We start from the raw sequence: 26,840 nt of genomic DNA, 5'->3' as shown, positions 1-26,840 counted from the left end.
GGATGCGTCATGACGGGAGAAAAGCCCAAGAGCTTCGTAAACTGGAGCTTCAAACAAATGTTTTCAAATATCCAGAGGGATCGGTTGTGATCCGTTTTGGTGATACAACAGTTATTTGTTCTGCAACAGTAGAGGATTCTGTACCTCCCTTTTTGAGAGAAACAGGAACAGGGTGGGTAACAGCTGAATACAGTATGCTACCTCGAGCAACGAGTACGAGAAATCGTAGAGAAAGCAGCAAAGGAAAACTTTCTGGTAGAACAATGGAAATCCAGCGTCTTATTGGTCGCTCCTTGCGTGCAGTAATAGACTTGGAAAAGCTGGGAGAGCGTAGTATCATCATAGACTGCGATGTGATCCAAGCGGATGGCGGAACTAGAACAGCTAGCATCACTGGGGCATTCGTCGCGTTGAGACTAGCAATTGAAAAGCTTTTAAGAGAAAAGGAATTGTCAGAAGATCCAATCAAAGAGCATCTTGCTGCAGTTAGCGTAGGGATCTTGCCGGATGGGACTTGCGTGACAGATTTGGACTATCAAGAAGATTCCGCAGCACTTGTAGATATGAATCTCGTGATGACAGAATCAGGAAAATTCGTGGAGATTCAAGGAACTGGAGAAGAAGCAACGTTTGATGGAGAACAGTTGAATGAAATGCTCTTTTTTGGAAAAAACGCGATTGAAGATTTGATCAAAGAGCAAAAACATGCTTTGCTAACAGAATTTGCTCAAGATAATGAGCGGATAGAAGAAACAAAAACAATCATCATTGCGACAAGAAATCCAGGAAAAGCAGAAGAGTTTCGAAATATGTTCAAAGAAGCGGGATATCATGTAAAAACATTACTTGACTATCCTGAATTGCCAGATGTGGAAGAAACTGGCAGCACATTTGAAGAAAATGCCCGATTAAAAGCAGAAACGATTGCACAATTGCTTGATCAACCAGTCTTAGCAGATGATTCAGGTTTGAAAGTGGATGCGTTAGGCGGTATGCCAGGAATCTATTCTGCACGTTTTGCAGGGGAACAAAAAAGTGATGCGGGGAATAACGCCAAATTATTATATGAATTGACAGATGTGCCGGATGAAAAAAGAACAGCACAATTCCATTGTACATTAGTATTCGCGGCACCCAAAAAAGACAGCCTCGTAGTAGAAGCGGAATGGCCCGGTCGAGTAGCCCGTATACCATCTGGCGAAAATGGCTTTGGGTATGATCCTTTATTTATCCCAGAAGGTCAGAAACAAACAGCAGCAGAATTATCGAGCGAAGAAAAAAACAAGATCAGTCATCGGGCTCAAGCAATGAAAAAATTGAGTGCCGAGTGGAAACAATGGCTGGAAGGAGAGAGATAGATGCGGTATTTAGTAGTAAGTGATAATCATGGAGACAGAGATATCCTCGTTGACTTAGTAGATCGTTATCGTTCTGAAGTGGACATCTTTTTCCATTGTGGTGATTCGGAATTAGAAGCTTCTGACCCATTATGGGATACATTCCAAGTGGTTCAAGGTAATTGTGATTATGGACCAGGATTCGAACAGAAAAAAGTGATCCAAACTGGTCAGGATACAGTATTCATGACTCATGGTCATTTATCGAATGTCCGATTTGGTTTGACACAGTTAGCAATCGAAGCTCGAGCTGCAAATGCCGATATGGTGTTTTTTGGTCATACCCATCAAATAGGCTGTGAGATGGATCAGAAAATCCTGTTTTTAAATCCTGGTAGCATTTCTCAGCCTAGAGGCCCGATCCAAATCCCATCATATGCTCTTATTGAAAGTTTAGATGACCAAATTTCTGTTCAATACTATAACCGTGCCCATCAGGCAGTTGAAGAGTTGGCCTTTTCTTTTTCGAGAGAGCGCTGAATAAAAAAACTCTAATTTTTAATAAAAATAAGCTTTATTTTGTGAATTTTGCATCCGGTTTCGGTAAAATAGTAGTGTTGAATGAAATAGAAATGGAGGCCATCAGATGATTGGACCTATAGTAAGAGAAATGCTGCTGGAAAATCAGGAAACGTTTTTGATTCCTGCAGAAAATGTGGCAAATGTTATGTATCATCATCCATTATCCCATGGTTTACTTGTCTTATCGAAGGTCGGTTATTCCAAAATTCCTGTATTAGGAAAAGATGATCACTTTGTAGGACTAGTAAGTTTATCAGATGTGGTCAATAAAATGATTGACTTGCAAACAATCAGCATGGATCCGTTAGAAGGACTAACAGTTGCTGATGTAACAGAAACGGATGTTCCGACGATTGATGAAAATTGGGAACTAGAAGAAGTACTCCATTTGTTAGTTGATTCGCCTTTTTTACCGGTTGTCACAGAAGAACGGGTTTTCAAAGGAATCATCACAAGGAAAGAGCTGCTTAAAGCCGTAAACTTCATGGTGCATGAATTAGAACGTCGCAATATATTGTCTCCGAAGATCGAAGAATTAAAAGAACAAATCGATATTGTGAGCTAAAGAACGAGAAACTGAAAGATAATCAAAAAATAAGTAGAAACAAAAGCGTACCAGTTTTGACTTTATCTTGAAAAAGAGGCTGGGACAGAAGCGTTTAACTTCAAGAAATAAGAAGGAATTCACGAAAATTGCTTTTCAAATTTTTGTGAATTTCAGCTTATTTCCGAAGGAGTTGCTTCTGCTTCCGCTGTTTATACATGTTTAGAGCGTGGGACAAAAGTGTTCTTTACTTTTGTCCCACGCTCTTTTTAGTGAGATCCGTTGCATCGTTTGTCCAAATTATTTTCCGACAGCAATTGGACTGTTCGGAATCGTGAACCCAGAAGCTGTCAATTCTTTGACATAGGAGCTCAAAAACTCTTCTTTTAAGGCATATTGTTTTCCGTTCAATGCGTAGCAGACCGTTCGAATAGCAAAATTACTATTACCAAGATCCACTAAACCAAAGATGGAAGGTTCAGTTTGAAGCTCTTCTTGGTATTTTTCAGCTAATGTATGATTTACTCGATCAATGATCTCATAGATTTTGTCATATCCTTCTTCAGGAACGATCCGGATATCTAAAAGTACTTGCATATTTGCACGAGAGAGATTGCTGATCGTGGTGATGTTTCGATTCGGGATGAAATGGACAGTACCATCCGTTGCTTTCAGCTGAAGGGTACGGATACCAACAGATACGACGGTTCCTTCAATCGTTAAGTTTGCTAACTTGATGTAGTCTCCAACATCCATCTGTTGTTCCATGATAATAAAAAATCCGGTAATAACATCACTCATGAACCCTTGGGCACCAAGGCCGATCGCCACACCTGCAATTCCGGCACCAGCCAAAAGTGAACCGATCGGTACACCGATAGCAGATAAAATTGCATAGATAAAGAAGAAACCAAGGGTATAATGAAAAATAGTATTTAAAAGACTATGTAAAGTCTTTAACCGGCTCTCGTTTAGAATGGCTTTTTTAGAATACTGATTAAAAGACTTATCAATCAGATATTTTCCCACACGGTGAAGAATCCAAAAAAGGACGATCAAAAAAATCAGATATAAACTTTTTTGGATAAAGGCAGCCAAAATGGCGTCCCAATCAATCCCGTCCCAAAACCGCTGAAACGCATTTACTTTGCTGACAGCTTGATCTGTCAATGTCTCGCCAGAAGAGTCTGTCGTACCGGCAGTTGCTAATAATGAAAACATAAAATCCTCTTTTCTAAAATTTGATTCTTTCTGTATTGTACCAAGAAGTTTTCAAAAAAGGAAATAGCAAAAATAACTATAATAAAGGAAAAAGCTGAAAATAAAATGACAAATAATATGGATAATGATAAAATGTGGAGAAAATAACGAAGGTGGTAAGTATATGCAAATCGATTGGAACAATTTAGGATTTTCTTATATCAAAACTCCTTGGCGTTTTATTGCCAAATGGAAAGACGGACAATGGGAAGAAGGGGAATTGACAGAAGATAATTACCTGACGATTCATGAAGGCTCTCCAGCGCTTCATTATGGTCAGCAATGTTTTGAAGGTCTAAAAGCTTATCGTCGTAAAGACGGGAAGGTCAATCTCTTTCGACCTGAACAAAATAGTCGGCGGATGAATCAAAGTGCTAGACGCTTGCTGATGCCGATGGTCCCTGAAAAAATGTTCGTTGATGCTGTTAAGCAAGTGGTAAAAGCAAATGAAGCTTTCGTGCCTCCGTATGGAACAGGCGCTACATTATACTTGCGTCCTTTACTGATTGGGGTCGGTGAAAACATCGGTGTCCATCCTGCTCCAGAATACTTATTTGTCGTCTTCTGTACGCCAGTAGGAGCGTATTTCAAAGGTGGGCTAAAACCAACGAACTTTATTGTATCTGATTACGATCGTGCTGCTCCTAAGGGAACTGGCGCAGCAAAAGTCGGCGGAAATTACGCAGCAAGTTTACTTCCAGGAACAGAAGCAAAAGAACTGGATTACTCAGATTGTGTTTATCTTGATCCAGCCACACACACGAAAATCGAAGAAGTAGGGGCAGCAAATTTCTTTGGGATTACGAAAGACGGAAAATTCATCACCCCGCAATCGCCATCTATCTTACCAAGTATCACGAAATATTCTTTGCTGCAATTAGCTGAAGAACGACTAGGACTTCAAGCAATAGAAGGAGATATTTTCATTGATGATCTAGATCAATTTGCAGAAGCTGGTGCATGTGGTACAGCGGCTGTTATTTCTCCAATCGGTGGGATCTACCACAATAACAATCTGCATGTATTTTATAGCGAAACGGAAGTAGGACCAGTAACAAAGCGGTTGTATGATGAATTGACAGGTATTCAATTCGGGGACATAGAAGCACCAGAAGGCTGGATTGAAGTCGTGGAGTAATTTCAAAGTAATAAGTTGAAAAAACGTAAAAAAAGAAAAAATCAGGAAGAGACTTTAAAAAGTTTTTTCCTGATTTTTATATGTTTTACTTTAAAGAATGTAACAAAAGGATTATGAAAGATGGACACCTTTGTCAACGTAGATAATATCACCGATGATCCCGCTGGAAAGAGGACTGATCAAGAAAGCACAAGCATTACCGACTTCTTCGATCGTTACACCTTGCTGATCAGGCGTACGAGATTCAGATAACTGGATCAGTTTTTGATAGTCCTTAACCCCTGTAACAGCTAATGTTTTGATTGCTCCAGCTGAAATACCATTGACTCGGATGCCTTTAGGTGAAAACTCAGCTGCCAAATAACGGATAGCTGCTTCAAGAGAAGCTTTCGCGATACCCATCATATTATAATTCGGGATTGCGCGCTCTGAACCTAGATAAGTCATGCTAACGATTCCGCTATTTGGTGCAAGAAACGGTTGTGCGTATTTTGATACAGCAATCAAAGAGTAGCTACTGATATCTTGAGCTAATTGATAGCCGTCTCTGGAAATATCAGACACATTTCCGGACAATTCTTCTTTGTTGGCGTAAGCAACTGCATGGACAAGGCCGTGGATCTCTCCAGCATATTCACCGATGGCATTCATTGCTTTTTCGATGCTTTCGTCGCTAGAAACATCACATTCTACAGTGAATGCTTCTTCGCCGACCAATTTGACTAATGATTTTTTCATTCGTTCATTTTGGTAAGTATAGATAATCTCTGCCCCTTGTTTCAACATTGCTTCAGCGCACCCCCAAGCAATGCTTTTTTTGTTAGCGACGCCCATGATGACGATTTTTTTTCCTTCTAGAAATGACATAATGACTCTCCTTTGTTTCTGATAAAAATTTGATAGTCGTAAAAAATAGAGAATAATAGCTAAAATAACTTCTTGATTTCTTAATTATTAGTCAAAATGTTTTGATTGTCAAACTATTTTTTCTTAAATTAAAAAAAGATTGCTAAATATTTAGGAATATGATACTTTGATAGTCAAAGTAATGAAAATGGCAATCGCCTGAAAGAAGGAGTTTAATTATGTCTTATGTATTATCTGCTACTGAAGTAATGGACTTGATCCCTAATCGTTATCCTATTTGTTATATTGATTATGTAGATACATTAGAACCAGGAAAAAAGATCGTTGCGACAAAAAATGTAACGATCAATGAAGATTTTTTCCAAGGTCACTTTCCTGACAATCCAGTGATGCCGGGTGCGTTGATCCTAGAAACACTGGCACAAGCAGGTTCGATCCTTATCCTAAAATCAGAAGAGTTCCTAGGAAAACGAGCTTATATCGGTGGAATCAATAAGGCCAAATTCCGTCAAAAAGTTGTTCCAGGAGATGTACTGAAATGTCATTTTGAAATCACCAAAATGAAGGGATCAGTCGGTACAGCGTTATCTGCAGCATATGTAGATGATAAAAAAGTCTGTGAGTGTGAGTTCACGTTCATCGTCAACCAAAATGCTTGATCATAAAAAAGTTGTTATAGAAAAATAGAAGGATGCTTACCTGCTTTTTTATGTAAAAAGAAGACGTCTGAATCTAGCACATTTTGTCATATTTGCTAGATTCAGACGTCATTTTTATGTTCTGTTTATGTTGCTTCTTGCAGTATATTGATTTTATCAATTTTTACTTCTTCTTTTGGTTTGTCTGAACTATCTGTTTCGACATTTGCAATAGCATCCACGACATCCATTCCTTCAATCACTTGACCGAAGACAGTGTACTGACCATCCAGGGAAGGATAACCGCCGTTTTTATAAGCATCGATAATCGCTTGAGGGTAATCATCTTTTAAAAGACCATCATGCATATCATCTGAATTTTGAACGATAAAGAACTGGCTGCCGTTACTGTTAGGATCTTGTGAGCGAGCCATAGATAACGCACCTCTTATGTTGTAAAGGTGGTTGTTGATCTCTGTCTCAAATCCTTCTCCCCAAATGCTTTCGCCTCCAGTGCCATCGCCTTTAGGATCACCGCCTTGGATCATGAAATCTTTGATGACGCGGTGAAAAGTCAGGCCATTATAGTAACCATCTTTTGCGTGTGTCATAAAGTTTTCAACTGCTTTAGGTGCATATTCAGGGAATAATTTGATTTTGATTGTGCCTTTATTTGTCACCATTTCGACCAAATCCTCATTTTCAGCTACATCTTTCGTCAATTGTGGCAATTCCAATGCATTCAAATCGACACTACTGGCAGTTGTACTTTCCGCAGTGGATGTACTCTTTGAACTTTCAGCCGATGAACTAGGAGAAGTCGTACTGTTTGCGGAACAACCAGCAGCAAACAATAATGCTGCAGCTAAACTAATACTTAAAATAACTTTATTTTTCTTCATAACTATTCCTTTCCAATTTACTGTTTTGTTATCTTTAATGATAACAAAATAGAGGAGAAATACCTACTTAAATTATTGGAATTTATCATTTATTTTAAAAGAAAAAGAAAAGGTGTAGACCATTTATTTTGTCTTTGCTATAATGTAAGTGGATACAAAAACGAAAAGATGCAGGAGGAAATGGTAATATGGGAAAATTAGGAATCTCGATTTATCCAGAACGATCAACATTTGAAAAGGACAAAGCGTACTTGGATTTAGCTCATAAGTATGGGTATAAACGGGTTTTTACCAGTTTACTGCAGATCAACGACGACAAAGAAAAAGTTCTTTCAGAATTTAAAGAAGTAGTTGATTATGCGAATAGCCTAGGCATGGAAGTAATGGTAGATATCAATCCAGCGTTATTTGAACAGTTGGAGATTTCTTACGATGACTTATCCTTTTTCCATAAGATGGGTGCCTATGGAGTTCGCTTGGATATCGGGTTCACCGGAGCAGAAGAAGCAAAAATGACGCGTAATCCTTTCGGTATCAAAATCGAGATCAATATGAGTTCGGGCACGAATTATGTTGACAACATCATGAGTTATTCGCCAAACACGTATAATTTATTAGGTTCTCATAATTTTTATCCTCATCGATATTCTGGTTTAGGCTACGACCATTTTGTTTTTTGTTCAGAAAAATTTAGAAAATATAATTTGAATACGATGGCGTTCGTCAATTCGCAATCCGCTGAGTTTGGCCCTTGGCCTACACAAGATGGCTTGTGCACACTAGAAGACCACCGAGACCTTGAGATTGCTACACAAGTGAAGCATTTGATCCTTACAGGGCTGATTGATGATATTTCTATTGGAAATGCGTATGCAAGCGAAGAAGAATTGAAAGAAATGGCAGCAGCATTTAATGCAGATTATCCAACATTGAAAGTAGATACGGAAGAAGGGATTACAGAAAACGAACGAATCTGCTTGTTTGACAATCTCCACAGTTATCGAGGAGATCGCTCAGAGTATATCCTTCGTTCGACGATGACTCGTGTATATTATAAAGAAAAAGATTTTCCACCTCACAATACGCGAGATATGCATCATGGTGATGTGCTGATTGATAATGAAGGGTATGGTCAATATAAGGGAGAAACACAAATCGCCTTGAAGGACATGAAAAATGACGGACGGGTCAATGTTGTAGGAAGAATTTCTGATGATGAACTGTTCCTCCTAGACTTTTTGAAACCTTGGTCAAGCTTTAAATTAATTGAAAATAAAAAATAGATAATGAGTTGCTGCAGAAATAATTCGCTAGAAATAGCCAGTTATTTCTGCTTTTTTATTTTGCTTTTTTATAGGTTATAAAAATGAACATTGCATAGTAGAGATTCTTTGATTATACTAATTCAAGGTTAGATGAAAAAAGAGAAATGAGATGGATAATTTATGAAACTTTGGATGAAAATCCTTCTAGGCGTTGCCCTAGTTCTAATCGTTACGCTATTGTTTGCAGGGAATTATTTTTATAATTATGCTGTCGTGCCGTCTGAGAAAGACTTTTTAGATGAAGATACACCAGGTACAACACAGACATCCAAAGAAACGGATGCACATAAGTGGTTTAGTTCAAAAGAGAACCGAAGCAATTGGACAATCACTTCGAAAGACGGTCTGAAATTATCAGCGATTTATCTTCCTGCTGAAACGAAAAGTGAAAAAACAGCTCTAGTTGCTCATGGCTACATGGGAGATGCTGAAACGATGACCAATTATGCAAAGATGTTCCATGATATGGGCTACAATGTCCTTGTTCCAGATGCAAGAGGGCATGGAAAAAGCGAAGGGGATTATATTGGATTTGGATGGCCAGAGCGCAAAGACTATGTGCAGTGGATCAACAAAGTGTTAGAAGAAAATGGAAACTCGCAAGAAATCGTTCTATATGGTGTCAGCATGGGGGCAGCAACTGTCATGATGACTAGCGGAGAAAAATTACCAAATAACGTAAAAGCAATTATTGAAGATTGCGGTTATTCTTCTGTCCATGATGAGCTTGCGTATCAGCTAGACGATATGTTTAGTCTTCCAGCGTTTCCGCTTATGCAAGTAACAAGTCTAGTGACAAAAGTCCGTGCCGGCTACTTTTTCGGTGAGGCAAGTGCAGTGGATCAATTAAAGAAAAACCAGCGTCCGATGCTATTTATACATGGAGACGCAGACACATTTGTACCATTTGAAATGTTGGATAAGGTTTATCGTGCAACGAAGGGGCCAAAAGAAAAGTATGTTGTAAAAGGAGCCGAGCATGCGGAAGCATACAAGACAGATCCTGAAAAGTATCAGCAAGTAGTCCAACAATTTTTAAGCCAATATGTTCATTGAACTAGTTTAAAAGCAAGAGGGTAAAAAGAAACAAGCCATTGACTGGATCCAGTCAATGGCTTGTTTTATTGTTTGATTTATTAAATTACAAGTTAGCGAATTTTTCTAGTAAGCGAATCATTTGGCAAGTGAATCCGTACTCATTGTTATACCATGCAACAGTTTTGACAAGTTGGAAATCGCCAGCAGTTGTTACTTCTGTTTGGGTTGGATCAAAGATCGAACCTTGAGTTGTGCCAATGACATCGCTAGAAACGATTTGACGATCATCATACCCAAATGAAGGATTGTCAACTGTGTGTTTTTTGATTGCTTCATTTACTTGATCAGCAGTTACTTTGGTTTTCAATACTGAAACTAATTCAGTTAATGAACCATCAACGACTGGAACACGTTGCGCATGTCCTTGTAATTTTCCTTGTAACTCAGGGATAACTAAGCCGATTGCTTTTGCAGCACCAGTAGAATGTGGAATAGTGTTGTCAGCAGCTGAACGAGCAGCACGTAAATTACCGCCTCTTACTGGTCCATCTAACAGCATTTGGGTTGAAGTGTAGGCATGGACTGTTGTCATTGTACCAACTTCGATCCCAAATTCATTATTCAAGAAATAAGCCATAGGTGCTAAACAGTTTGTTGTACATGAACCTGCTGAGATGATTCGGTCGTTTTCATCTAATGTATCATCATTGACGTTATAGACGATAGTTTTCATTGCACCAGCTGGGGCAGAAATAACTACTCGTTTGACACCAGCATCTAAATGCGCTTTCGCTTTTTCTTCAGATGTATAAAAACCAGTACATTCTAGTACGATATCTACACCGTTTTCTTTTACCCAAGGAATTTTGCTTGCGTCGGGTTCTGCATAAACACGCGTTGCTTCGCCATCCACTACGATTGAGTCTTCTGTTGCAGTAACTGTGCCAGGATAAGTACCATGAGTAGAGTCAAATTGCAATAATTGTGCTAACATAGTTGGACTTGTTAAGTCGTTGATTGCTACTACTTCAATATCATCTGATACTTCTTTGATGCGGCGGAAAGCCAGACGGCCGATACGCCCAAATCCGTTAATACCTACTTTTACTGTCATATCAAAAGTTCCTCCTTTATTAGGGGTGCTATGAAACGGCATCCTCAATTAATACAATTAATACACTGTTATTCTGCTACGCAAAGCATATTTTGTCAAAAAATTATACTCGATAGCAGAAAAATGGTTGGAAACCTTACCAAATAATAAAAAAAGAAGAAGGCAATCAATCTTTTTGCTGAAATGATAGACAAAAACAGATTTCACCGATAAAATAAGGAAGACTTTTGTTTATTGTGGAAATTCAGGCAGTCAAATAAATAAATTGAATAATAGGAGGACTTAATTATGTCCATGTTTTTAGATCAAGTAACGATCGATGTGAAAGCTGGCAAGGGCGGAGACGGAATGGTTGCATTTCGTCGCGAAAAATACGTTCCTGACGGCGGACCGGCTGGTGGAGACGGTGGTCGTGGCGGTGATGTCATCTTGATCGTCGATGAAGGTTTGCGTACATTGATGGACTTTCGTTTTAATCGCCATTTCAAAGCGCAGCCAGGTGAAAATGGAATGAGTAAAGGGATGCACGGCCGTGGTTCAGAAGATACCTATGTGAAAGTACCGCAAGGAACCACTGTCCGAGATGCAGAGACTGGTGCTCTTTTAGGAGATTTGATTGAAAATGGTCAAACACTAGTTGTGGCGAAAGGGGGACGTGGCGGACGAGGAAATATCCGGTTTGCCTCTCCTCGGAACCCTGCACCGGAAATTGCTGAAAACGGGGAACCAGGACAAGAACGAAAAATCGAACTGGAATTGAAAGTATTGGCAGACGTTGGGCTTGTAGGCTTTCCATCTGTTGGAAAATCGACTTTGCTATCTGTGATTTCATCTGCTCGTCCAAAGATCGGCGCTTATCATTTCACGACACTCGTCCCTAACTTGGGAATGGTTACTACAAGTGATGGCAGAAGTTTTGCCGCAGCAGACTTGCCAGGGTTGATTGAAGGAGCTTCGCAAGGTGTTGGACTAGGTACACAATTCCTTCGTCATATCGAAAGAACGCGAGTTATTTTACATGTGATCGATATGAGTGGGATGGAAGGACGAGATCCTTACGAAGACTATCTTGCCATCAACAAAGAATTATCTACTTACAACTTACGCTTGTTAGAGCGTCCGCAAATCATCGTGGCTAACAAAATGGATATGCCGGATGCACAGGAAAACCTAGTGAAATTCAAAGAACAGCTGAACAAGGAAAAAGAAGACGAATTCGCTGATGATATCCCAGTATTTCCAATTTCTGGAGTGACTCGACAAGGATTGGATGCGTTATTGAATGCTACAGCAGACTTGTTAGAAGTAACGCCAGAATTCCCATTGTACGAGGAAGAACTGGAAGAAGAAACTGTACACTATGGATTCAATCCAGAAGGTCCTGAGTTCCAAATCGATCGTGATTCAGATGCAACGTGGATCTTATCCGGTGAGAAGATCGAAAAATTATTCCAAATGACGAATTTCGATCATGATGAAACGGTAATGCGTTTTGCTCGTCAATTACGTGGTATGGGTGTGGATGAGGCACTTCGGGCACGTGGGGCGAAAGATGGCGACCTTGTCCGTATCGGTGAATTTGAATTTGAATTTGTCGAATAGGCAAACAAATAAAAACAAATACCAAAAAATATAGTTTCGAATCTAAGGGGAGTATGGCTGAGGCCATTCTCCTTTTTTATTGGGTAGGAAAGAGTGCTTTTCTTTTCTTATTTTACAATTAAAGGTAAAATAAATAACAAGAAGGTATGAAAGGGGCGTTTTCAATGAGCAAGCGAGTAATCATTTTAAATTTTCAAGTAGAAAGCCAAGCGTATCAGGCATTTTCAGAAATCAAAAAACTACATGCTGTTCGTTCGATCAAAGGAGAACAGATGGCCGTTGTCAGCCATGATCCCAATGGAACCCATCAATTCAAAATAGAAGATTTTATCGACTTTACTGGGAATAACAAATCTTCTACTGGTGGGTTGATTGGTATGTTGGTTGGTGTATTAGGTGGGCCGCTAGGGATTTTATTAGGATGGTTTGCTGGAGGGATGATCGGTGCGACACAAGATGCAAAAGAAATAAAAGATGCTCAGACTGTGTTCGACTTTGTAGGAAATAAAATCGGTGAAGGAGCTACAGGACTGATTTTGATTGCGGATGAAGAAGACAATCGTCCATTGAATCAATTAGTGATGATGGAATTAGGCGGAGAAATTACCCGTTTGGATTATGAAGATGTCGAAAAAGATGTGCATGATGCGAAGGAAGCCGAAAAGCAGGCGAAAGAAGCTGCCCAAAAGACTTGGGAGGACAAACATCCGCAATCTTCCGATGACAATGAGAGTTCCGAATCTTCAAATTAATAAAAACAGCAGAGAATCTCAAAAGGGTTCGCTGCTGTTTTTACAATGGAGTTTAAAGAAAACGTTATCACAGAGGAACATCGTTTTTATTTGAAGCCTTTCTCGACTTACGGTTGATTATCCTATCTTTTTCCCCTAAAATTAAAGAGGAACTTAAAGAAAGTCAGGTAGATTATGGAATTACAATTTTTAGGAACAGGCGCAGGTGTTCCTGCAAAACATAGAAATGTGACAAGTATAGCATTGAAACTTTTAGACGAACGTAATGAAGTTTGGTTATTCGACTGTGGGGAAGGCACGCAAATGCAGATTTTGCGAACGACTATCCGTCCGAGAAAAATCGGTAAAATTTTCATTACACATTTACACGGCGATCATATTTTTGGGCTTCCTGGACTCATCAGCAGCCGTTCATTTCAAGGTGGGGATACGCCATTAGAGATTTACGGGCCAAAAGGGATAGAGGAATACATAAAAGTCTCTTTAGGCATTTCGCAAACACGGTTAAGTTATCCGCTGAAATTCATCGAGTTAAATGAAACAGACCCGATTTTTACTGATCAGCAATTTTCTGTTTATGCAAAAAAACTAAATCATGGAATCGACAGTTTCGGTTATCGTGTGGTTGAACATGATCATAAAGGAGAATTGCAGGTGGATCGTCTGAAAGAATTAGGCATTCCGGCTGGACCCCTGTACGGCAAGTTGAAGCAAGGGGAAACGATCCAACTAGAAGATGGTCGGACGATCAATGGAAAAGATTTCGTAGGCCCAAATAAAAAAGGGCGGATCGTGACTATTTTAGGCGACACGAGAAAAACACATAATTCTGTTGTGCTTGCGGAAAACAGTGATATTTTGGTACATGAAAGCACATTTAATAAAGATGAAGCAAGAATGGCGCATAACTATTTCCATTCTACGACTCATCAAGCTGCTGAAGTTGCAAAAGAAGCGCAGGCAAAACGGCTGTTGCTTACTCATATCAGTGCAAGATATTTAGGAAAAGCAGCTCTAGAGCTTGAAAAAGAAGCAAAAGAAGTGTTTGAAAACACGACGATCATGAAAGATTTTGATAGCATTGAGATACCATTTCGTGAGGAGGATGAGGCATGAATTTAGAAGATAAAGTTGTTTTAGTAACAGGTAGTTCAGGTGGTCTAGGCGCGCAAATCTGTTATGAAGCAGCAAAGCAAGGAGCAATCGTTATAAGTTGCGCACGAAGAATGGCATTTGTAGAAGGTGTCAGAGATGAGTGCAGACGCTTGAGCGGCAAAGAGGCTTATGCTTTCAAAGTAGACGTCAGCGATCCTTATAGTGTGGATGAACTATATGAAAAAGTAATGGAAGAAGTTGGACGTGTCGATATTCTGGTAAACAATGCTGGATTTGGTATTTTCGAGGACTTCCTTACATTCGATCTTGGAAAAGCGTACGATATGTTTGAAGTCAATATCTTAGGAATGATGGTTTTGACACAAAAATTTGCGATCGATATGGCAGAAAGAAGACAAGGACATATTATTAATATCGCCTCAATGGCTGGGAAAATGGCAACTGCAAAATCAACGGTTTATTCTGCCACGAAATTTGCAGTCCTTGGCTTTTCCAACGCCTTGCGATTAGAATTGAAACCACTTGGTGTAGCTGTTACGACAGTAAATCCAGGTCCAATCGAGACAGATTTCTTTGACAAGGCTGATCCAAGCGGAAGCTATTTGGAAAAAGTCGGGCAAATCGTTTTAGAACCTACTAAGTTGGCAAAAATGATCGTCCGCAATATGAGACATCCAAAACGAGAAATCAATCAACCGTTTATTTTAGAAGTTGCATCAAAATTTTATACGCTGTTTCCAACGATTGGTGATTATTTAGCCAGCGGAATTTTTAACAAAAAGTAGGTGGAGGAATTGAAAAAGCAAAGCAATGTGATTCTTGGATTTATCTTAGTTTTGATTATTGTTCTTTTTGCTGTATTGAACAATAAAAATGTCCCTGTAAGTTTTGGCTTCACTTCCTTTTCTGCACCGTTGATCTTAGTGATTATCGGTTCTGCGCTGATTGGTGCACTGATTGTATTCTTAACTGCTTCGGCAACACTATGGCAGCAAAAAAAGCAAATCAAGCAGCTGACTCAGGAAATATCAGAATACCAAACAGATCTGCAAAAGAAAATTGAAGAAGCAAAAGAAGAACAACAACGCGAGTTTAGAAACGAACGCGCAGAGTTAGAAGCTGCTTATCAGGCGGAATTACAAGCGAAAACAGCACAAATCAGTCAATTGAAAGCACCGGAAGAACAAAAAACGCAAGCGCCAAAACAAAGCTTCAATTATTTTGACTAATAGGGATATTTCATAAATGGTCGTATAAAAGATCGGGTCCTGCTGAACATCAGTCTAGCGGATCTGATCTATTTTTATTCTTTCTTTCTGCTTTTTTTTGCTGATTTCCTTTGCTATAATAACTAAGTTAGGAGTGAGAAAGTGAGACAAGCAAATTTTGATTGGAAGTTAAGCGAGACAGAGCCTTCTGAATCCTTTCTCCAAATGATCCGTGAATTGAAATTATCTCCATTTGTCGGTAAGTTACTGTGGCAAAGAGGTTACCATGAGGAAGAGGATATCAACCGATTTTTACATCCAAAAGAACAAGAACTACATGATCCGTATCTGATGCACGATATGGATAAAGCAATCAGTCGAATACAAGAAGCTGTAATCAGTGGAGAAAAAATCCTCGTTTACGGTGATTATGATGCAGACGGAATCACCAGTGCAACGGTAATGAAAGAAACACTGGAATTACTTGGCGCAGAAGTAGAAGTATTTTTGCCAAATCGATTTGAGCACGGGTATGGACCAAACCAATCGGTATACCAAGAAAAGATCCAAGAAGGCATCCAGTTGATCATCACTGTTGATAACGGGGTAGCAGGACATGAGGCAGTAGCATATGCTCAGCAAGCTGGTGTAGACGTGATCATTACAGACCATCACGAGCTACCTGAGAAATTACCAGACGCCTATGCGATTGTTCATCCTCGTCATCCAGCGGGGCAATATCCATTTCCAGATCTGGCAGGAGTCGGAGTAGCATTCAAAGTAGCTTCTGCATTGTTGGAAGAACCACCTGCAGAATTTTTGGATTTAGTAGCGATAGGAACGATCGCCGATTTAGTTTCATTGACTGATGAGAATCGAATCCTTGTTTCATTAGGAATCGATGCCATCCATCATTCAGAACGGATAGGACTTCAGGCGCTGTTTGAAGAAAGTGGCGTAAAAATGAGAGATGCAGACGAAACAACGATCGGTTTTTCGATTGCGCCCAGACTAAATGCCATTGGTCGGATGGGTGACCCGCGACCTGCCGTTTCATTGCTTGCAACGTTTGACGAAGAAGAGGCATCCATTCAAGCAAAAAAATTGAATGAAATCAATGAAGAAAGAAAAGCAATCGTAGAGCAGATAACAGAAGAAGCATTAGCAATGGTCAATAAGGAGAATCATATCCATCTATTGGTAAACCGAGGATGGCATGAAGGTGTTTTAGGTATTGTTGCAGGAAAAATAATGAACGAAACTGGTAAACCAACGCTTGTTCTTACTTTAAAAGAAGACGGATCAGCTAAAGGTTCTGGACGTAGTGTTGAAGCCTTGAACCTTTTTGAAATGCTTGACCAGATGCGGGATTTATTTACTTATTTTGGAGGACATCATGCAGCAGTCGGGTTAACGATGCCAAGTGAAAATGTCACAATACTACAGGAGAAGATGAACCAATATATAGTCGATCGTCAAATCGATTTGACAAGAGGACCTGAATTAAGAATTGATGAAGTGCTACTTCCGAATGAAGTAACAGTAGAGCGTATTGATGAACTAAAATTATTAGCGCCATTTGGTACAGATAATCCTTTACCTCAATTTTTATTTCGGCAAGTCCAAGCAGCGAATGTCAAAAGAATCGGAGCAAACCAACAGCATCTGAAATTTATCCTTTCCGATGAATCTAGTCAGCTTGATGCGGTCGCTTTTGGTTTTGGAACTCAAGAAGAAGAACTGTTGAATAATCTAGTAGATGTAGTAGGAAAGCTTTCGATCAATGAATGGAATGGACGTAAGAAACCACAACTGATGGTATCTGATTTTGCAGTAGGTGGTCTGCAGGTATTTGATTGGCGGGCAAAACGTTTCCGTGAACAGAGCCGAACATTTGAAGACAGTCTTTATTTAGCTTTTGATTCTTCGACGTTGAAATTCGTGCCGGAGCGCATCCAAGAAACGGCGATTGTTTTCGAAGGAATGGATTCTATACACGCAGTAATTGAAAAAAGAAAACCGAAATCTCTGGTTATTATGGATTGTCCAGATGATTTAGCAAAGCTGAAAGAAGTCTTTGGGTCTTATTCATTCAATCGTGTTTATCTGATGGGGATTTCACCTGATGAGGCTTATTTGAATGGGGTAGGCACAAGAGAACAGTACGCAAAATTGTTTAAATTGATCCATTCTCAAGAACGAATAGATATACGTCATAAAATAAAAGCAGTAGCTCAATATTTGCGTATCCCTGAAAAATTATTAATTTTTATGATACAGGTGTTTTTTGAATTGAAATTTGTTACAATAGAGAACGGTGTTTTACAAAAAGTCGCCAGCCCAGAAAGTCATCCTTTGACTGAGAGCAAATTATACCAGCGGCGGCTAAATAAAATCAAAGTTGAGGAATTTTTGCTTTTGAGCGATATTCCTACCATAAAGAAATGGTTAACAACCTAGGAGGAAACAAAGAGTGGATTTAAAAGATTATATTGCCAGTATTCCCGACTATCCGTCAAAAGGAATTGTGTTCCGAGATATTTCCCCGCTGATGGCAGATGGTGACGCTTATCGGGAAGCTACGAAGCAAATCGTAAATTATGCAAAAGAAAAACGAATTGATATGGTAGTTGGACCAGAAGCACGTGGGTTCATCGTAGGATGTCCTGTTGCTTATGAGTTAGGAGTCGGTTTTGCACCAGTCCGCAAAAAAGGAAAATTACCTCGAGAAACCATCGAAGTGACTTATGGATTAGAATATGGAACAGATACATTGACATTGCATAAGGATGCCATTAAACCAGGTCAGCGTGTGTTGATTTGTGACGATTTGCTGGCTACTGGTGGAACGATCAAAGCGACAATCGAACTGATCGAACAATTAGGTGGTGTAGTCGTAGGCTGCGCATTTTTGATCGAATTGATGGATCTCCATGGACGTGACAAAATCAAAGGATACGACATTATTACATTAATGGAATATTAAGCAGAAAAAGCGATTTTAAAGCGACCCTCAAAAGTCAGATAGGCACTCTGACGCTTGAGGGTCGCTATTTTTTTATAAATGGAACCAGTCAAAGTCCAGTAAAGGTTCGAAAAAAAGGATGTGACCGATTTTTGTCACACCCTCGTAAAAGTTTAACTTTTTGTCTTTTGAACAATTAGCAGTCAATCCTCATTATGATTGCCTGGATCTGTAGTAGGGTTCATGATAGAAATGATCTTCATGAATTCTGCGCCGCTCAGATTGACGGTACTTCTTTTCATCCCACAACATGAACCACAAAGTAAATAACGGAACAAACACAAGTAAAGCTGGACGTATGCCGAAATTACCAATAATAATACCTAAAAACAAAACAGTTAATACTAAGCCAAGACGTCTCATTGATTTCATGAATTCTCACCTCGTTAATTTATACGAACAATTGTTCGTATATTTAGTATACGAATATTTGTTCGGTTTGTAAAGAGGGAAGTGATAAAAAATTGAAAGAAGAAGAACTTGGGCGAAAAAAGAGTTTGAGACAATGGTCTCAAACTCGGTTTTAAACAATTTTCTTTTTTAGTACTAATTAATAGATATGACTACGATAGAGCCCTACTACTCGTCCTAATATAGATACTTGATCTAAAATGATTGGTTCGAGTAAGTCGTTTTCAGGTTGAAGACGGAAGTAGTTTTTTTCTTTATAGAATCGTTTGCAAGTCGCTTCATCCTCTGCAGTCATTGCAATGACGATATCACCGTTTTGTGCCGTTTCCTGCTTCCGAACGATCACGTTATCGCCATCCAAAATTCCAGCATTGATCATACTATCTCCACGAATCGTCAGCATAAAGAGACTGCCTTCTTCAGAAGAAAGATTAGGAGGGATCGGAAAGAAGTCCGAAGCATCCTCTACTGCTAAAATTGGTTCTCCAGCTGTTACTACGCCAAGTACTGGTATAGTTGTTGGACGAATCCCAATCTTTTCTAAACCTTGTTTTGTCAACTCGATTGCACGAGGTTTCGTCGGATCTCTTTGAATAAACCCTTTTTTTTCAAGCCGTGCAAGATGACCGTGAACAGTAGAAGTAGAAGAAAGCTGAACAGCTTCCCCGATTTCACGGACAGTTGGCGGGTATCCTTTTTGGGTTACTTGTTCATGGATATAACGTAAGACTTCAATTTGTCTTGATTCAGTTTGTCGGGCCACAAGGTACACCTTCTTTCACTTGATAAATAAATAGTACCATATAAAAAGCGCTAAATCAAACGAATGTTCGTATTTTATTTAGTTTATCTAGTTGTTTTTTTTTCAGTTTTTATATAATATGAAGGAGAGTAAAAGGAGGGCTGAGCATGCTGTCACCTGAAAAAATAGAGCGGATCAATGAACTCGCACGTAAAAAGAAGGAAAATGGTCTCTCGAAAGCCGAAGAACAAGAACAAATCAACTTGCGCAAAGAGTATTTGGAAGCTTTTCGTTCCGGTATGCGTCATCATATCGAAGGAATGAAAATCGTCGATCCTGAGGGCAATGACGTGACCCCGGAAAAATTAAAAGAAATCCAAAAGAAAAAAGGCTTACACAACCGAAATGACAACTTTTAGTAAAAAATACTGAAAATGATTGCTTTTTCGTGTGACATCTTATAGAATGAGAGTGTAAGAAATAAAGGTAAAAAAAACCTAAATTAATAGGAGGGGTTATTTTGTTTGACAAAATTGACCAACTTGGCGTTAACACAATTCGTACATTAAGTATTGAAGCAGTCCAAAAAGCAAACTCAGGACATCCTGGATTGCCGATGGGCGCAGCACCTATGGCATATGCGTTATGGACAAAACACCTGAAAGTAAATCCAACGACATCCAAAAATTGGGCTGATCGCGACCGTTTCATTCTTTCAGCAGGACATGGGTCAGCAATGTTATATAGTTTACTTCATTTAGCTGGCTATCAAGTGACAATTGATGATTTGAAACAATTCCGTCAATGGGATTCTAAGACACCAGGACATCCTGAAGTCCATCATACAGATGGTGTAGAAGCTACTACAGGCCCATTAGGCCAAGGGATTGCAATGGCTGTTGGTATGGCGATGGCAGAAGCACACCTTGCAGCAACTTATAACAAAGAAAACTTCAACATAATGGATCATTATACGTATGCAATTTGTGGGGATGGAGACTTGATGGAAGGAGTCTCTCAAGAAGCAAGTTCGATGGCAGGTCATATGAAGTTAGGTAAATTAATCGTTTTATATGATTCAAACGATATTTCATTAGATGGTCCAACTTCAAAAGCGTTCACAGAAAATGTTGGTGCTCGTTATGAAGCATATGGCTGGCAACATATCTTAGTGAAAGACGGAAATGACTTAGAAGCAATCTCTAAAGCGATTGAACAAGCAAAAGCTGAAACAGATAAACCCACGTTGATCGAAGTAAAAACAGTCATCGGCTACGGTGCTCCTAAAGAAGGAACATCTGCTGTTCATGGTGCTCCTCTTGGCGAAGAGGGTATCAAGATGGCTAAAGAAGTTTACGGATGGGATTATCCAGACTTCACTGTTCCTGAAGAAGTAGCTGCCCGCTTCCATCAAACAATGATAGAAGAAGGACAAAAAGCTGAAGATGCATGGAATGAAATGTTTGCCAATTATAAAAAAGCTTATCCTGAATTGGCACAACAATTTGAAGATGCCTTTGATGGCAAACTGCCAGAAAACTGGGATGCAGAATTGCCAACTTATGAAGTAGGAAGCAGTCAAGCAAGCCGTGTTTCAAGTAAAGAAGTCATCCAAGAATTATCGAAAGCTATACCAAGTTTCTGGGGCGGTTCAGCAGATTTATCAGGTTCCAATAATACAATGGTAGCTGCTGATAAAGATTTTACTCCTGAACATTATGAAGGACGTAACATCTGGTTTGGCGTTCGCGAATTTGCGATGGCTTCGGCTATGAATGGTATCCAACTTCATGGCGGAACTCGTATCTATGGCGGAACATTCTTTGTCTTTGTCGATTACCTAAGACCAGCTGTTCGTTTAGCAGCGATTCAACATACGCCTGTTGTTTACGTTTTGACACATGACTCCGTTGCTGTCGGAGAAGACGGACCAACACACGAACCGATTGAACAATTAGCTTCTGTTCGTTGCATGCCTGGTGTCCAAGTGATTCGTCCAGCAGACGGAAATGAAACACGTGCTGCTTGGAAAGTGGCGATGGAGACTACTGATGCGCCTACTATCCTTGTATTGAGCCGCCAAAACCTTCCTGTATTGCCTTCTACAAAAGAAGCAGCAGATGAAATGGTCAAAAAAGGCGCGTACGTTCTTTCTCCAGCTAAAGGAGAAACACCAGAAGGTATTTTGATTGCAACTGGTTCTGAAGTTGATTTAGCTGTGAAAGCTCAAAAAGAATTGGCAGAAAACGGGAAAGATGTTTCTGTTGTCTCTATGCCAAGCTTCGACCTGTTTGAAAAACAATCTTCTGAATACAAAGAAAGCGTACTTCCTAAAGCAGTGAAGAAACGCGTGGCGATCGAAGCTGCTGCATCATTCGGATGGGAACGCTATGTGGGTACAGAAGGAACAACGATTACCATCGATCATTTCGGTGCATCTGCTCCTGGTGCTAAAATTTTAGAAGAGTTTGGATTTACAGTAGAAAATGTTGTGAATACGTACAATCAATTATCATAGACACCAATCATTGTTTGAATGATAAAGACAGCTGTCTGCAAGTTGGAGGCAGCTGTTTTTTATGTGGTGGTAAGAATAAATCAATGTTACTTTTCGTTTTCTGTTATATTACATTTAAATGACAAAACAAAGAATTCTTCGGATTAGTTTGTGTTTCTTGAGAATTAAAAGTATAATTTAATTAATTAAGTTTGTTTTAAGAAGAGAACTTTTTATTAAGTTTTTTTATTTTGAGGAGGAATTTGAATGCAAGAGCTGAAGACCCGCAGTGCCCGACACCATAGACCTAAAAGAAACATGGTGATCAATAAAAAAGCGATTGCTCCTTTAATTGGAACGAGTCTTTTAGTTGGGCCGATGATGGTTACAGCGGTACCGCAAAGTGTTCATGCAGATGAACAAGGATCTCAAACAGTCGCTGATCCTCAAGCGTTTATCGATCAAATCGGCTGGTCTGCATCAGAAGTTGCTGCAAGTAATGACTTGTATGCTTCAGTCATGATCGCTCAAGCGTTGTTGGAAAGTGCATATGGTACTTCCGGATTAGCTAGTGCGCCCAATTATAATTTGTTCGGTGTAAAAGGAAGCTATAACGGACAGGTCGTTTATATGGCAACCAAAGAATATGTAAACGGACAATGGGTAACGATGAATGAACCATTCCGAAAATATTCTTCTTATTGGGAATCCTTCCAAGACCATGCAAATGTTCTTCGTTCAACCAGTTTTTCAACAGGCGATTATCATTATGCTGGTGTATGGAAAAGCAATACAACAAGTTTTTATGATGCAACAGCGTACTTGACAGGTCGTTACGCTACCGATCCAGATTATGGAACCAAATTGAACTCATTGATTAATACTTATAATTTAACCCGTTTTGATACACCATCAACTGGTTCGGCGACCACAACAACTACAAGTACAACAACAACTACTACTACGACGACTTCAACGTCATCATCATCTTCGGCAACAGGTGCGGATACAAATAGTAGTCAAACATATACAGTTGTATCAGGAGATACGCTATGGGATATTGCACAAAAATTTGGCATGTCTGTTGATGATCTAATGGCGAAAAACGGCATGTCCATGTCCAGTTATTCTTTATTAGTCGGACAAGAACTAAACGTGTGATTTAGATAAAAAGGCAAAGAAACTACCATATCTGGTATATCTTTGTCTTTTTTTTGCTAGTCAAAGACGAATCACTCGCCAGAAATGAACAGATTGTATTATGATAAGTAGGGAAGAGCAAAGACAAGGAGGAATTGAAGATGACAGCTATCTATAACTCAGTCACCGAATTGATTGGTAAAACGCCAATCGTCAAATTAAATAAAATCGTACCAGAAGATTCAGCAGATGTATTTGTGAAACTTGAGTTTTTTAATCCAGGAGGAAGTGTAAAGGACCGGATTGCTCTAAGTATGATAGAAAAAGCGGAACATGATGGATTACTGAAACCAGGAGATACCATCATTGAACCTACCTCCGGAAATACAGGAATCGGATTGTCGATGGTAGGAGTCGCGAAAGGATATAAAGTCATTATCGTGATGCCTGAGACGATGAGTATCGAAAGACGTTTATTGATGAAAGGATACGGCGCAGAGTTGATTCTGACGCCTGGTGTGGATGGTATTTCTGGATCCATTAGAGAAGCAGAACGTTTGGCAAAAGAAAATGGCTACTTTTTACCATTACAATTTGAAAATGAAGCAAATCCTCTTGTACATGAAAAAACGACTGGTCCAGAGATTCATCAAGCCTTTGGAGTAAATGGATTGGACGCTTTTGTCGCAGGTATCGGGACAGGCGGGACAATCACTGGCGCTGGCCGAGAATTAAAACGTGTGTATCCAAAGATCGAATTAGTAGGGGTAGAACCGGCAGAATCTGCCATTTTAGAAGGAAAAGAAGCAGGTCCTCACAAAATCCAAGGGATCGGTACAGGCTTTGTTCCTAAAACACTGGATACCTCTGTATATGATAAAGTCCTTTCCGTGACTGGAGACGAAGCGATGGAAACAGCTAGAGAAGTCGGACGAAAAGAAGGAATTTTAGTAGGTATCTCATCTGGCGCTGCAATTGCTGCCGCATTAAAAGTCGCAAAAGAACTAGGAAAAGGCAAAAAGGTATTAGCAGTCGTTCCCGACAATGGTGAACGTTATTTATCTACAGCCCTTTACCAAGAAATGTAAATAAACTAGTTTCTCTATAAATAGGTTTATGTGGAAGGCTTTTACAGATGAAAAGAAAACACAAAAATCTATGATAAGAAAAGAGTTAGTTGAATAGAGACGTAGAATGGTGAACATGACTGTTTTACGTCTTTTTTTCATTAAAATACAATAAAATTGAATTTTCTTTTCATGTTAAGTGGATTTTAAAATGTAAAAATAGTATGATAAGACGAGAATAACAACGTGGGGTGTTTACATGGAAAATAAGTTAGTCGAAGAGGTTATCGAAAAGTTAAAAAAAGAGAACATTCGAATCACACCTCAACGGTACGCGGTTTTAGAATATTTGATTGAACATCATTCCCATCCAACAGCTGATGAGATTTATAAAGCACTTGAACATCGTTTCCCAAACATGAGTGTTGCGACCGTTTACAACAATCTTCGTCTGTTTACTTCGATTGGATTTGTTCAAGAAATGAAGTACGGCGATGCTTCTAGCCGTTTTGATTTCAGCTCAAAGCGTCACTATCATGTGATTTGCGAAAACTGTGGTAAGATCGTTGATTTTCATTACCCAGGGTTAGAAGATATAGAAATGGCTGCGAGTAGGCTGACTGATTTTGAGATTAACGAACATCGGCTGGAATTGTATGGACTTTGTCCAGACTGTAAAGAATCAGCAAAAAAGGCACAAATGTAAAAACAGTTTCTACAAGTGTTACACCTAAAAAAGCTGGCTGCGTAAAAAAACGCTAGCTTTTTTTATTTTTTTGTCTTTTATTCACAAGGACAAATGTTAAAGTGAATATTATCACAATAAGAATCTTGCTAACAATGGATTTCTATGATTGTAAATGAGTAAAACTACAAATAAACCTTTGTGAATTCACAAGCATTAAACTGTTGTATCCGTTTTATTTCTGTTATAGTAATTTTGTCGAAGGACAAAATGTTAATCGGAGGGACCATAAATGAAAGTAGTAGTAATTGGCTGTACTCATGCAGGTACTGCAGCTGTAAAAAGTATTTTAAAAAATCATCCAGAAGCAGAAGTGACAGTATATGAAAGAAATGACAATATTTCTTTCTTATCTTGCGGTATCGCACTTTATGTCGGCGGAGTAGTAAAAGACCCAGCAGGCTTGTTCTACTCAAACCCTGAAGAATTATCTTCATTAGGAGCAACAGTTAAAATGGAACACGATGTAACAGACGTCGATACAGAAAACAAAACAGTGACGGCAAAAGATCTGAAAACAGGAGAAACAGAAACGGTTTCTTATGATAAATTAGTAATGACAACTGGTTCATGGCCTATCATCCCACCGATTAGTGGAATTGATGCAAAAAATGTACTCCTATGCAAAAACTACAACCAAGCAAATGAAATCATTGCACAAGCGAAAGAAGCGAAACGTGTAGTAATCGTTGGTGGTGGGTATATCGGTATTGAATTAGTCGAAGCTTTTGTCGAATCTGGAAAACAAGTAACATTGATTGATGGGTTAGACCGCATCTTGAATAAATATCTAGATAAACCATTCACAGATATCCTAGAAAAAGAATTGACAGACCGCGGTGTCACTCTTGCACTAGGTGAAAATGTCACTGAATTCATCACAGATGAAGAAGGAAAAGTGAAACAAGTAGCTACACCAACAGATACATTTGATACAGATATGGTCATTTTATGTGTGGGCTTCCGTCCAAATACAAAACTGATCGAAGGAAAAGTAGAGACACTGCCGAACGGGGCAATCAAAGTAAATGAATACATGCAAACAAGTGATCCAGACATTTTTGCCGCTGGAGATTCAGCAGTAGTCAACTACAATCCAAGTGGTACACAAAACTATATTCCTCTGGCAACAAATGCCGTGCGCCAAGGATTGCTTGTAGGAAATAACTTGACAGAGCATAAAATGGCGTATCGTGGGACTCAAGGAACTTCAGGACTTTATCTATTTGGCTGGACGATTGGCTCGACAGGAGTAACCAAAGAAAGCGCAACATTGAACGATTTAGAAGTCCAAGCAACGGTATTTGAAGACAATTATCGTCCAGAGTTCATGCCGACTACCGAAAAAGTAATGATGGAGTTAGTTTATGAAAAAGGCACAAATCGTATCGTTGGTGCTCAGTTCATGTCTAAATACGACATTACGCAATCAGCAAATACTATGTCTTTAGCTGTTCAAAATAAAATGACTGTAGAAGATCTTGCTCTTTCAGACTTCTTCTTCCAACCACATTTTGACCGTCCTTGGAATTACTTGAACCTACTTGCACAAGCAGCGCTAGGCGAAATCGAAACAGCACAATAAAGAAAGACAGACGGGAGCGGTTATGAAAGAGCTGTTTAGTTTTGACTGATTACCGTTTATTTTGGAAAAAGGGTTGTGACGCATTTTTTGTCACGACCCTCTGTCTTTTTGTGAAAAGTACAATTAGTTGTCTTTCTTCGCATTTTTTGTCACAATAAGCAACAAAGATAAAGCTGTTACATAAAAGAACAAGCAGTTTTACTTG

26 protein-coding genes are annotated in these 26,840 nt (G+C 39.3%); 20 read left to right on the top strand and 6 right to left on the bottom strand.

Annotation, left to right across the window (positions count from 1 at the left end):
- The first annotated feature begins 2 nt into the window (after positions 1-2).
- From rph to cbpB, 3 genes are all read left to right on the top strand, one after another.
- A complete protein-coding gene (gene rph, locus AB3I00_RS08805; protein WP_123838191.1) occupies positions 3-1,358 on the top strand; it encodes a ribonuclease PH in 1,356 nt (451 codons plus the stop codon).
- Positions 1,359-1,877 (top strand): metallophosphoesterase, encoded by a 519-nt coding sequence (locus AB3I00_RS08800; protein ID WP_002309405.1) that lies wholly within the window; start codon positions 1,359-1,361, stop codon positions 1,875-1,877.
- Positions 1,878-1,983: 106 nt separating this feature from the next.
- Positions 1,984-2,484, top strand: a complete 501-nt coding sequence (cbpB, locus tag AB3I00_RS08795) for a cyclic-di-AMP-binding protein CbpB (RefSeq protein ID WP_002309404.1) — start codon at positions 1,984-1,986, stop codon at positions 2,482-2,484.
- 279 nt (positions 2,485-2,763) lie between these two features.
- Here cbpB and AB3I00_RS08790 read toward each other — a convergent pair whose 3' ends face one another.
- On the bottom strand, positions 2,764-3,684 hold the full coding sequence (locus AB3I00_RS08790) for a mechanosensitive ion channel family protein (RefSeq protein ID WP_002315101.1): 921 nt from the start codon (positions 3,682-3,684) through the stop codon (positions 2,764-2,766).
- Between the two features lie 124 nt (positions 3,685-3,808).
- Here AB3I00_RS08790 and AB3I00_RS08785 point away from each other — a divergent pair, with 124 nt between their 5' ends.
- On the top strand, positions 3,809-4,861 hold the full coding sequence (locus tag AB3I00_RS08785; RefSeq protein WP_002316226.1) for a branched-chain amino acid aminotransferase: 1,053 nt from the start codon (positions 3,809-3,811) through the stop codon (positions 4,859-4,861).
- A 111-nt stretch (positions 4,862-4,972) separates the two neighbouring features.
- Here AB3I00_RS08785 and fabI read toward each other — a convergent pair whose 3' ends face one another.
- Entirely contained in the window at positions 4,973-5,728 is a 756-nt protein-coding gene (gene fabI / locus AB3I00_RS08780; RefSeq protein WP_002295795.1) for an enoyl-ACP reductase FabI, read from the bottom strand.
- Positions 5,729-5,946: 218 nt separating this feature from the next.
- Here fabI and fabZ point away from each other — a divergent pair, with 218 nt between their 5' ends.
- A complete protein-coding gene (gene fabZ / locus AB3I00_RS08775) occupies positions 5,947-6,387 on the top strand; it encodes a 3-hydroxyacyl-ACP dehydratase FabZ (protein WP_002309395.1) in 441 nt (146 codons plus the stop codon).
- A 125-nt stretch (positions 6,388-6,512) separates the two neighbouring features.
- Here the strand turns inward: fabZ and AB3I00_RS08770 are convergent, their stop codons facing one another.
- On the bottom strand, positions 6,513-7,268 hold the full coding sequence (locus AB3I00_RS08770; protein ID WP_368025062.1) for a peptidylprolyl isomerase: 756 nt from the start codon (positions 7,266-7,268) through the stop codon (positions 6,513-6,515).
- 188 nt (positions 7,269-7,456) lie between these two features.
- On the opposite strand from AB3I00_RS08770, the gene AB3I00_RS08765 reads away from it, so the two are divergent.
- Positions 7,457-8,551, top strand: coding sequence for a DUF871 domain-containing protein (locus AB3I00_RS08765; RefSeq protein ID WP_368025061.1), 1,095 nt, complete (start codon positions 7,457-7,459; stop codon positions 8,549-8,551).
- Between the two features lie 162 nt (positions 8,552-8,713).
- On the top strand, positions 8,714-9,649 hold the full coding sequence (locus AB3I00_RS08760) for an alpha/beta hydrolase (RefSeq protein ID WP_368025060.1): 936 nt from the start codon (positions 8,714-8,716) through the stop codon (positions 9,647-9,649).
- Between the two features lie 85 nt (positions 9,650-9,734).
- Here AB3I00_RS08760 and gap read toward each other — a convergent pair whose 3' ends face one another.
- Positions 9,735-10,745: a type I glyceraldehyde-3-phosphate dehydrogenase gene (gene gap, locus AB3I00_RS08755; protein WP_368025059.1), complete on the bottom strand. Its 1,011-nt coding sequence runs from the start codon at positions 10,743-10,745 to the stop codon at positions 9,735-9,737.
- A gap of 288 nt (positions 10,746-11,033) precedes the next feature.
- Between gap and obgE the strand changes: the two genes are divergently transcribed.
- The 7 genes from obgE (at position 11,034) to AB3I00_RS08720 (ending at position 18,409) form a co-directional block, all read left to right on the top strand.
- Positions 11,034-12,347, top strand: a complete 1,314-nt coding sequence (obgE, locus tag AB3I00_RS08750) for a GTPase ObgE (RefSeq protein ID WP_002295805.1) — start codon at positions 11,034-11,036, stop codon at positions 12,345-12,347.
- A gap of 164 nt (positions 12,348-12,511) precedes the next feature.
- Complete coding sequence (locus AB3I00_RS08745) at positions 12,512-13,099, top strand: hypothetical protein (protein WP_002309384.1); 588 nt, start codon at positions 12,512-12,514, stop codon at positions 13,097-13,099.
- Between the two features lie 174 nt (positions 13,100-13,273).
- Complete coding sequence (rnz, locus tag AB3I00_RS08740; protein WP_002313806.1) at positions 13,274-14,215, top strand: ribonuclease Z; 942 nt, start codon at positions 13,274-13,276, stop codon at positions 14,213-14,215.
- Positions 14,212-15,000 (top strand): SDR family oxidoreductase, encoded by a 789-nt coding sequence (locus AB3I00_RS08735; protein ID WP_002329154.1) that lies wholly within the window; start codon positions 14,212-14,214, stop codon positions 14,998-15,000. The genes rnz and AB3I00_RS08735 overlap by 4 nt, the downstream gene beginning before the upstream one ends.
- Complete coding sequence (locus AB3I00_RS08730) at positions 15,001-15,444, top strand: lipopolysaccharide assembly LapA domain-containing protein (RefSeq protein ID WP_002390566.1); 444 nt, start codon at positions 15,001-15,003, stop codon at positions 15,442-15,444.
- Between the two features lie 141 nt (positions 15,445-15,585).
- Complete coding sequence (gene recJ / locus AB3I00_RS08725) at positions 15,586-17,883, top strand: single-stranded-DNA-specific exonuclease RecJ (protein WP_368025058.1); 2,298 nt, start codon at positions 15,586-15,588, stop codon at positions 17,881-17,883.
- 13 nt (positions 17,884-17,896) lie between these two features.
- Positions 17,897-18,409: an adenine phosphoribosyltransferase gene (locus AB3I00_RS08720; RefSeq protein ID WP_002295813.1), complete on the top strand. Its 513-nt coding sequence runs from the start codon at positions 17,897-17,899 to the stop codon at positions 18,407-18,409.
- Positions 18,410-18,601: 192 nt separating this feature from the next.
- Here AB3I00_RS08720 and AB3I00_RS08715 read toward each other — a convergent pair whose 3' ends face one another.
- On the bottom strand, positions 18,602-18,820 hold the full coding sequence (locus AB3I00_RS08715; RefSeq protein WP_002297436.1) for a hypothetical protein: 219 nt from the start codon (positions 18,818-18,820) through the stop codon (positions 18,602-18,604).
- A 178-nt stretch (positions 18,821-18,998) separates the two neighbouring features.
- Entirely contained in the window at positions 18,999-19,622 is a 624-nt protein-coding gene (gene lexA, locus AB3I00_RS08710; protein ID WP_002309378.1) for a transcriptional repressor LexA, read from the bottom strand.
- Between the two features lie 146 nt (positions 19,623-19,768).
- Here lexA and AB3I00_RS08705 point away from each other — a divergent pair, with 146 nt between their 5' ends.
- From AB3I00_RS08705 to AB3I00_RS08680, 6 genes are all read left to right on the top strand, one after another.
- A complete protein-coding gene (locus AB3I00_RS08705; RefSeq protein WP_002309377.1) occupies positions 19,769-20,020 on the top strand; it encodes a DUF896 family protein in 252 nt (83 codons plus the stop codon).
- 101 nt (positions 20,021-20,121) lie between these two features.
- A complete protein-coding gene (gene tkt / locus AB3I00_RS08700; RefSeq protein ID WP_070769878.1) occupies positions 20,122-22,119 on the top strand; it encodes a transketolase in 1,998 nt (665 codons plus the stop codon).
- Between the two features lie 246 nt (positions 22,120-22,365).
- Positions 22,366-23,259, top strand: coding sequence for a glucosaminidase domain-containing protein (locus AB3I00_RS08695; protein ID WP_002329158.1), 894 nt, complete (start codon positions 22,366-22,368; stop codon positions 23,257-23,259).
- 140 nt (positions 23,260-23,399) lie between these two features.
- On the top strand, positions 23,400-24,326 hold the full coding sequence (gene cysK / locus AB3I00_RS08690) for a cysteine synthase A (protein ID WP_002315091.1): 927 nt from the start codon (positions 23,400-23,402) through the stop codon (positions 24,324-24,326).
- A gap of 238 nt (positions 24,327-24,564) precedes the next feature.
- Positions 24,565-25,011, top strand: a complete 447-nt coding sequence (locus tag AB3I00_RS08685) for a Fur family transcriptional regulator (protein WP_002289542.1) — start codon at positions 24,565-24,567, stop codon at positions 25,009-25,011.
- 271 nt (positions 25,012-25,282) lie between these two features.
- Positions 25,283-26,635, top strand: coding sequence for an NADH oxidase (locus tag AB3I00_RS08680; RefSeq protein WP_002309372.1), 1,353 nt, complete (start codon positions 25,283-25,285; stop codon positions 26,633-26,635).
- Positions 26,636-26,840: the final 205 nt, after the last annotated feature.

Origin of the sequence: Enterococcus sp. C76 (genome assembly GCF_040886985.1) — a bacterium.
In the GTDB taxonomy this organism is placed as follows: Bacteria; Bacillota; Bacilli; order Lactobacillales; family Enterococcaceae; genus Enterococcus_B; species Enterococcus_B lactis.
This window is presented reverse-complemented; position numbering and strand designations above follow the sequence as displayed.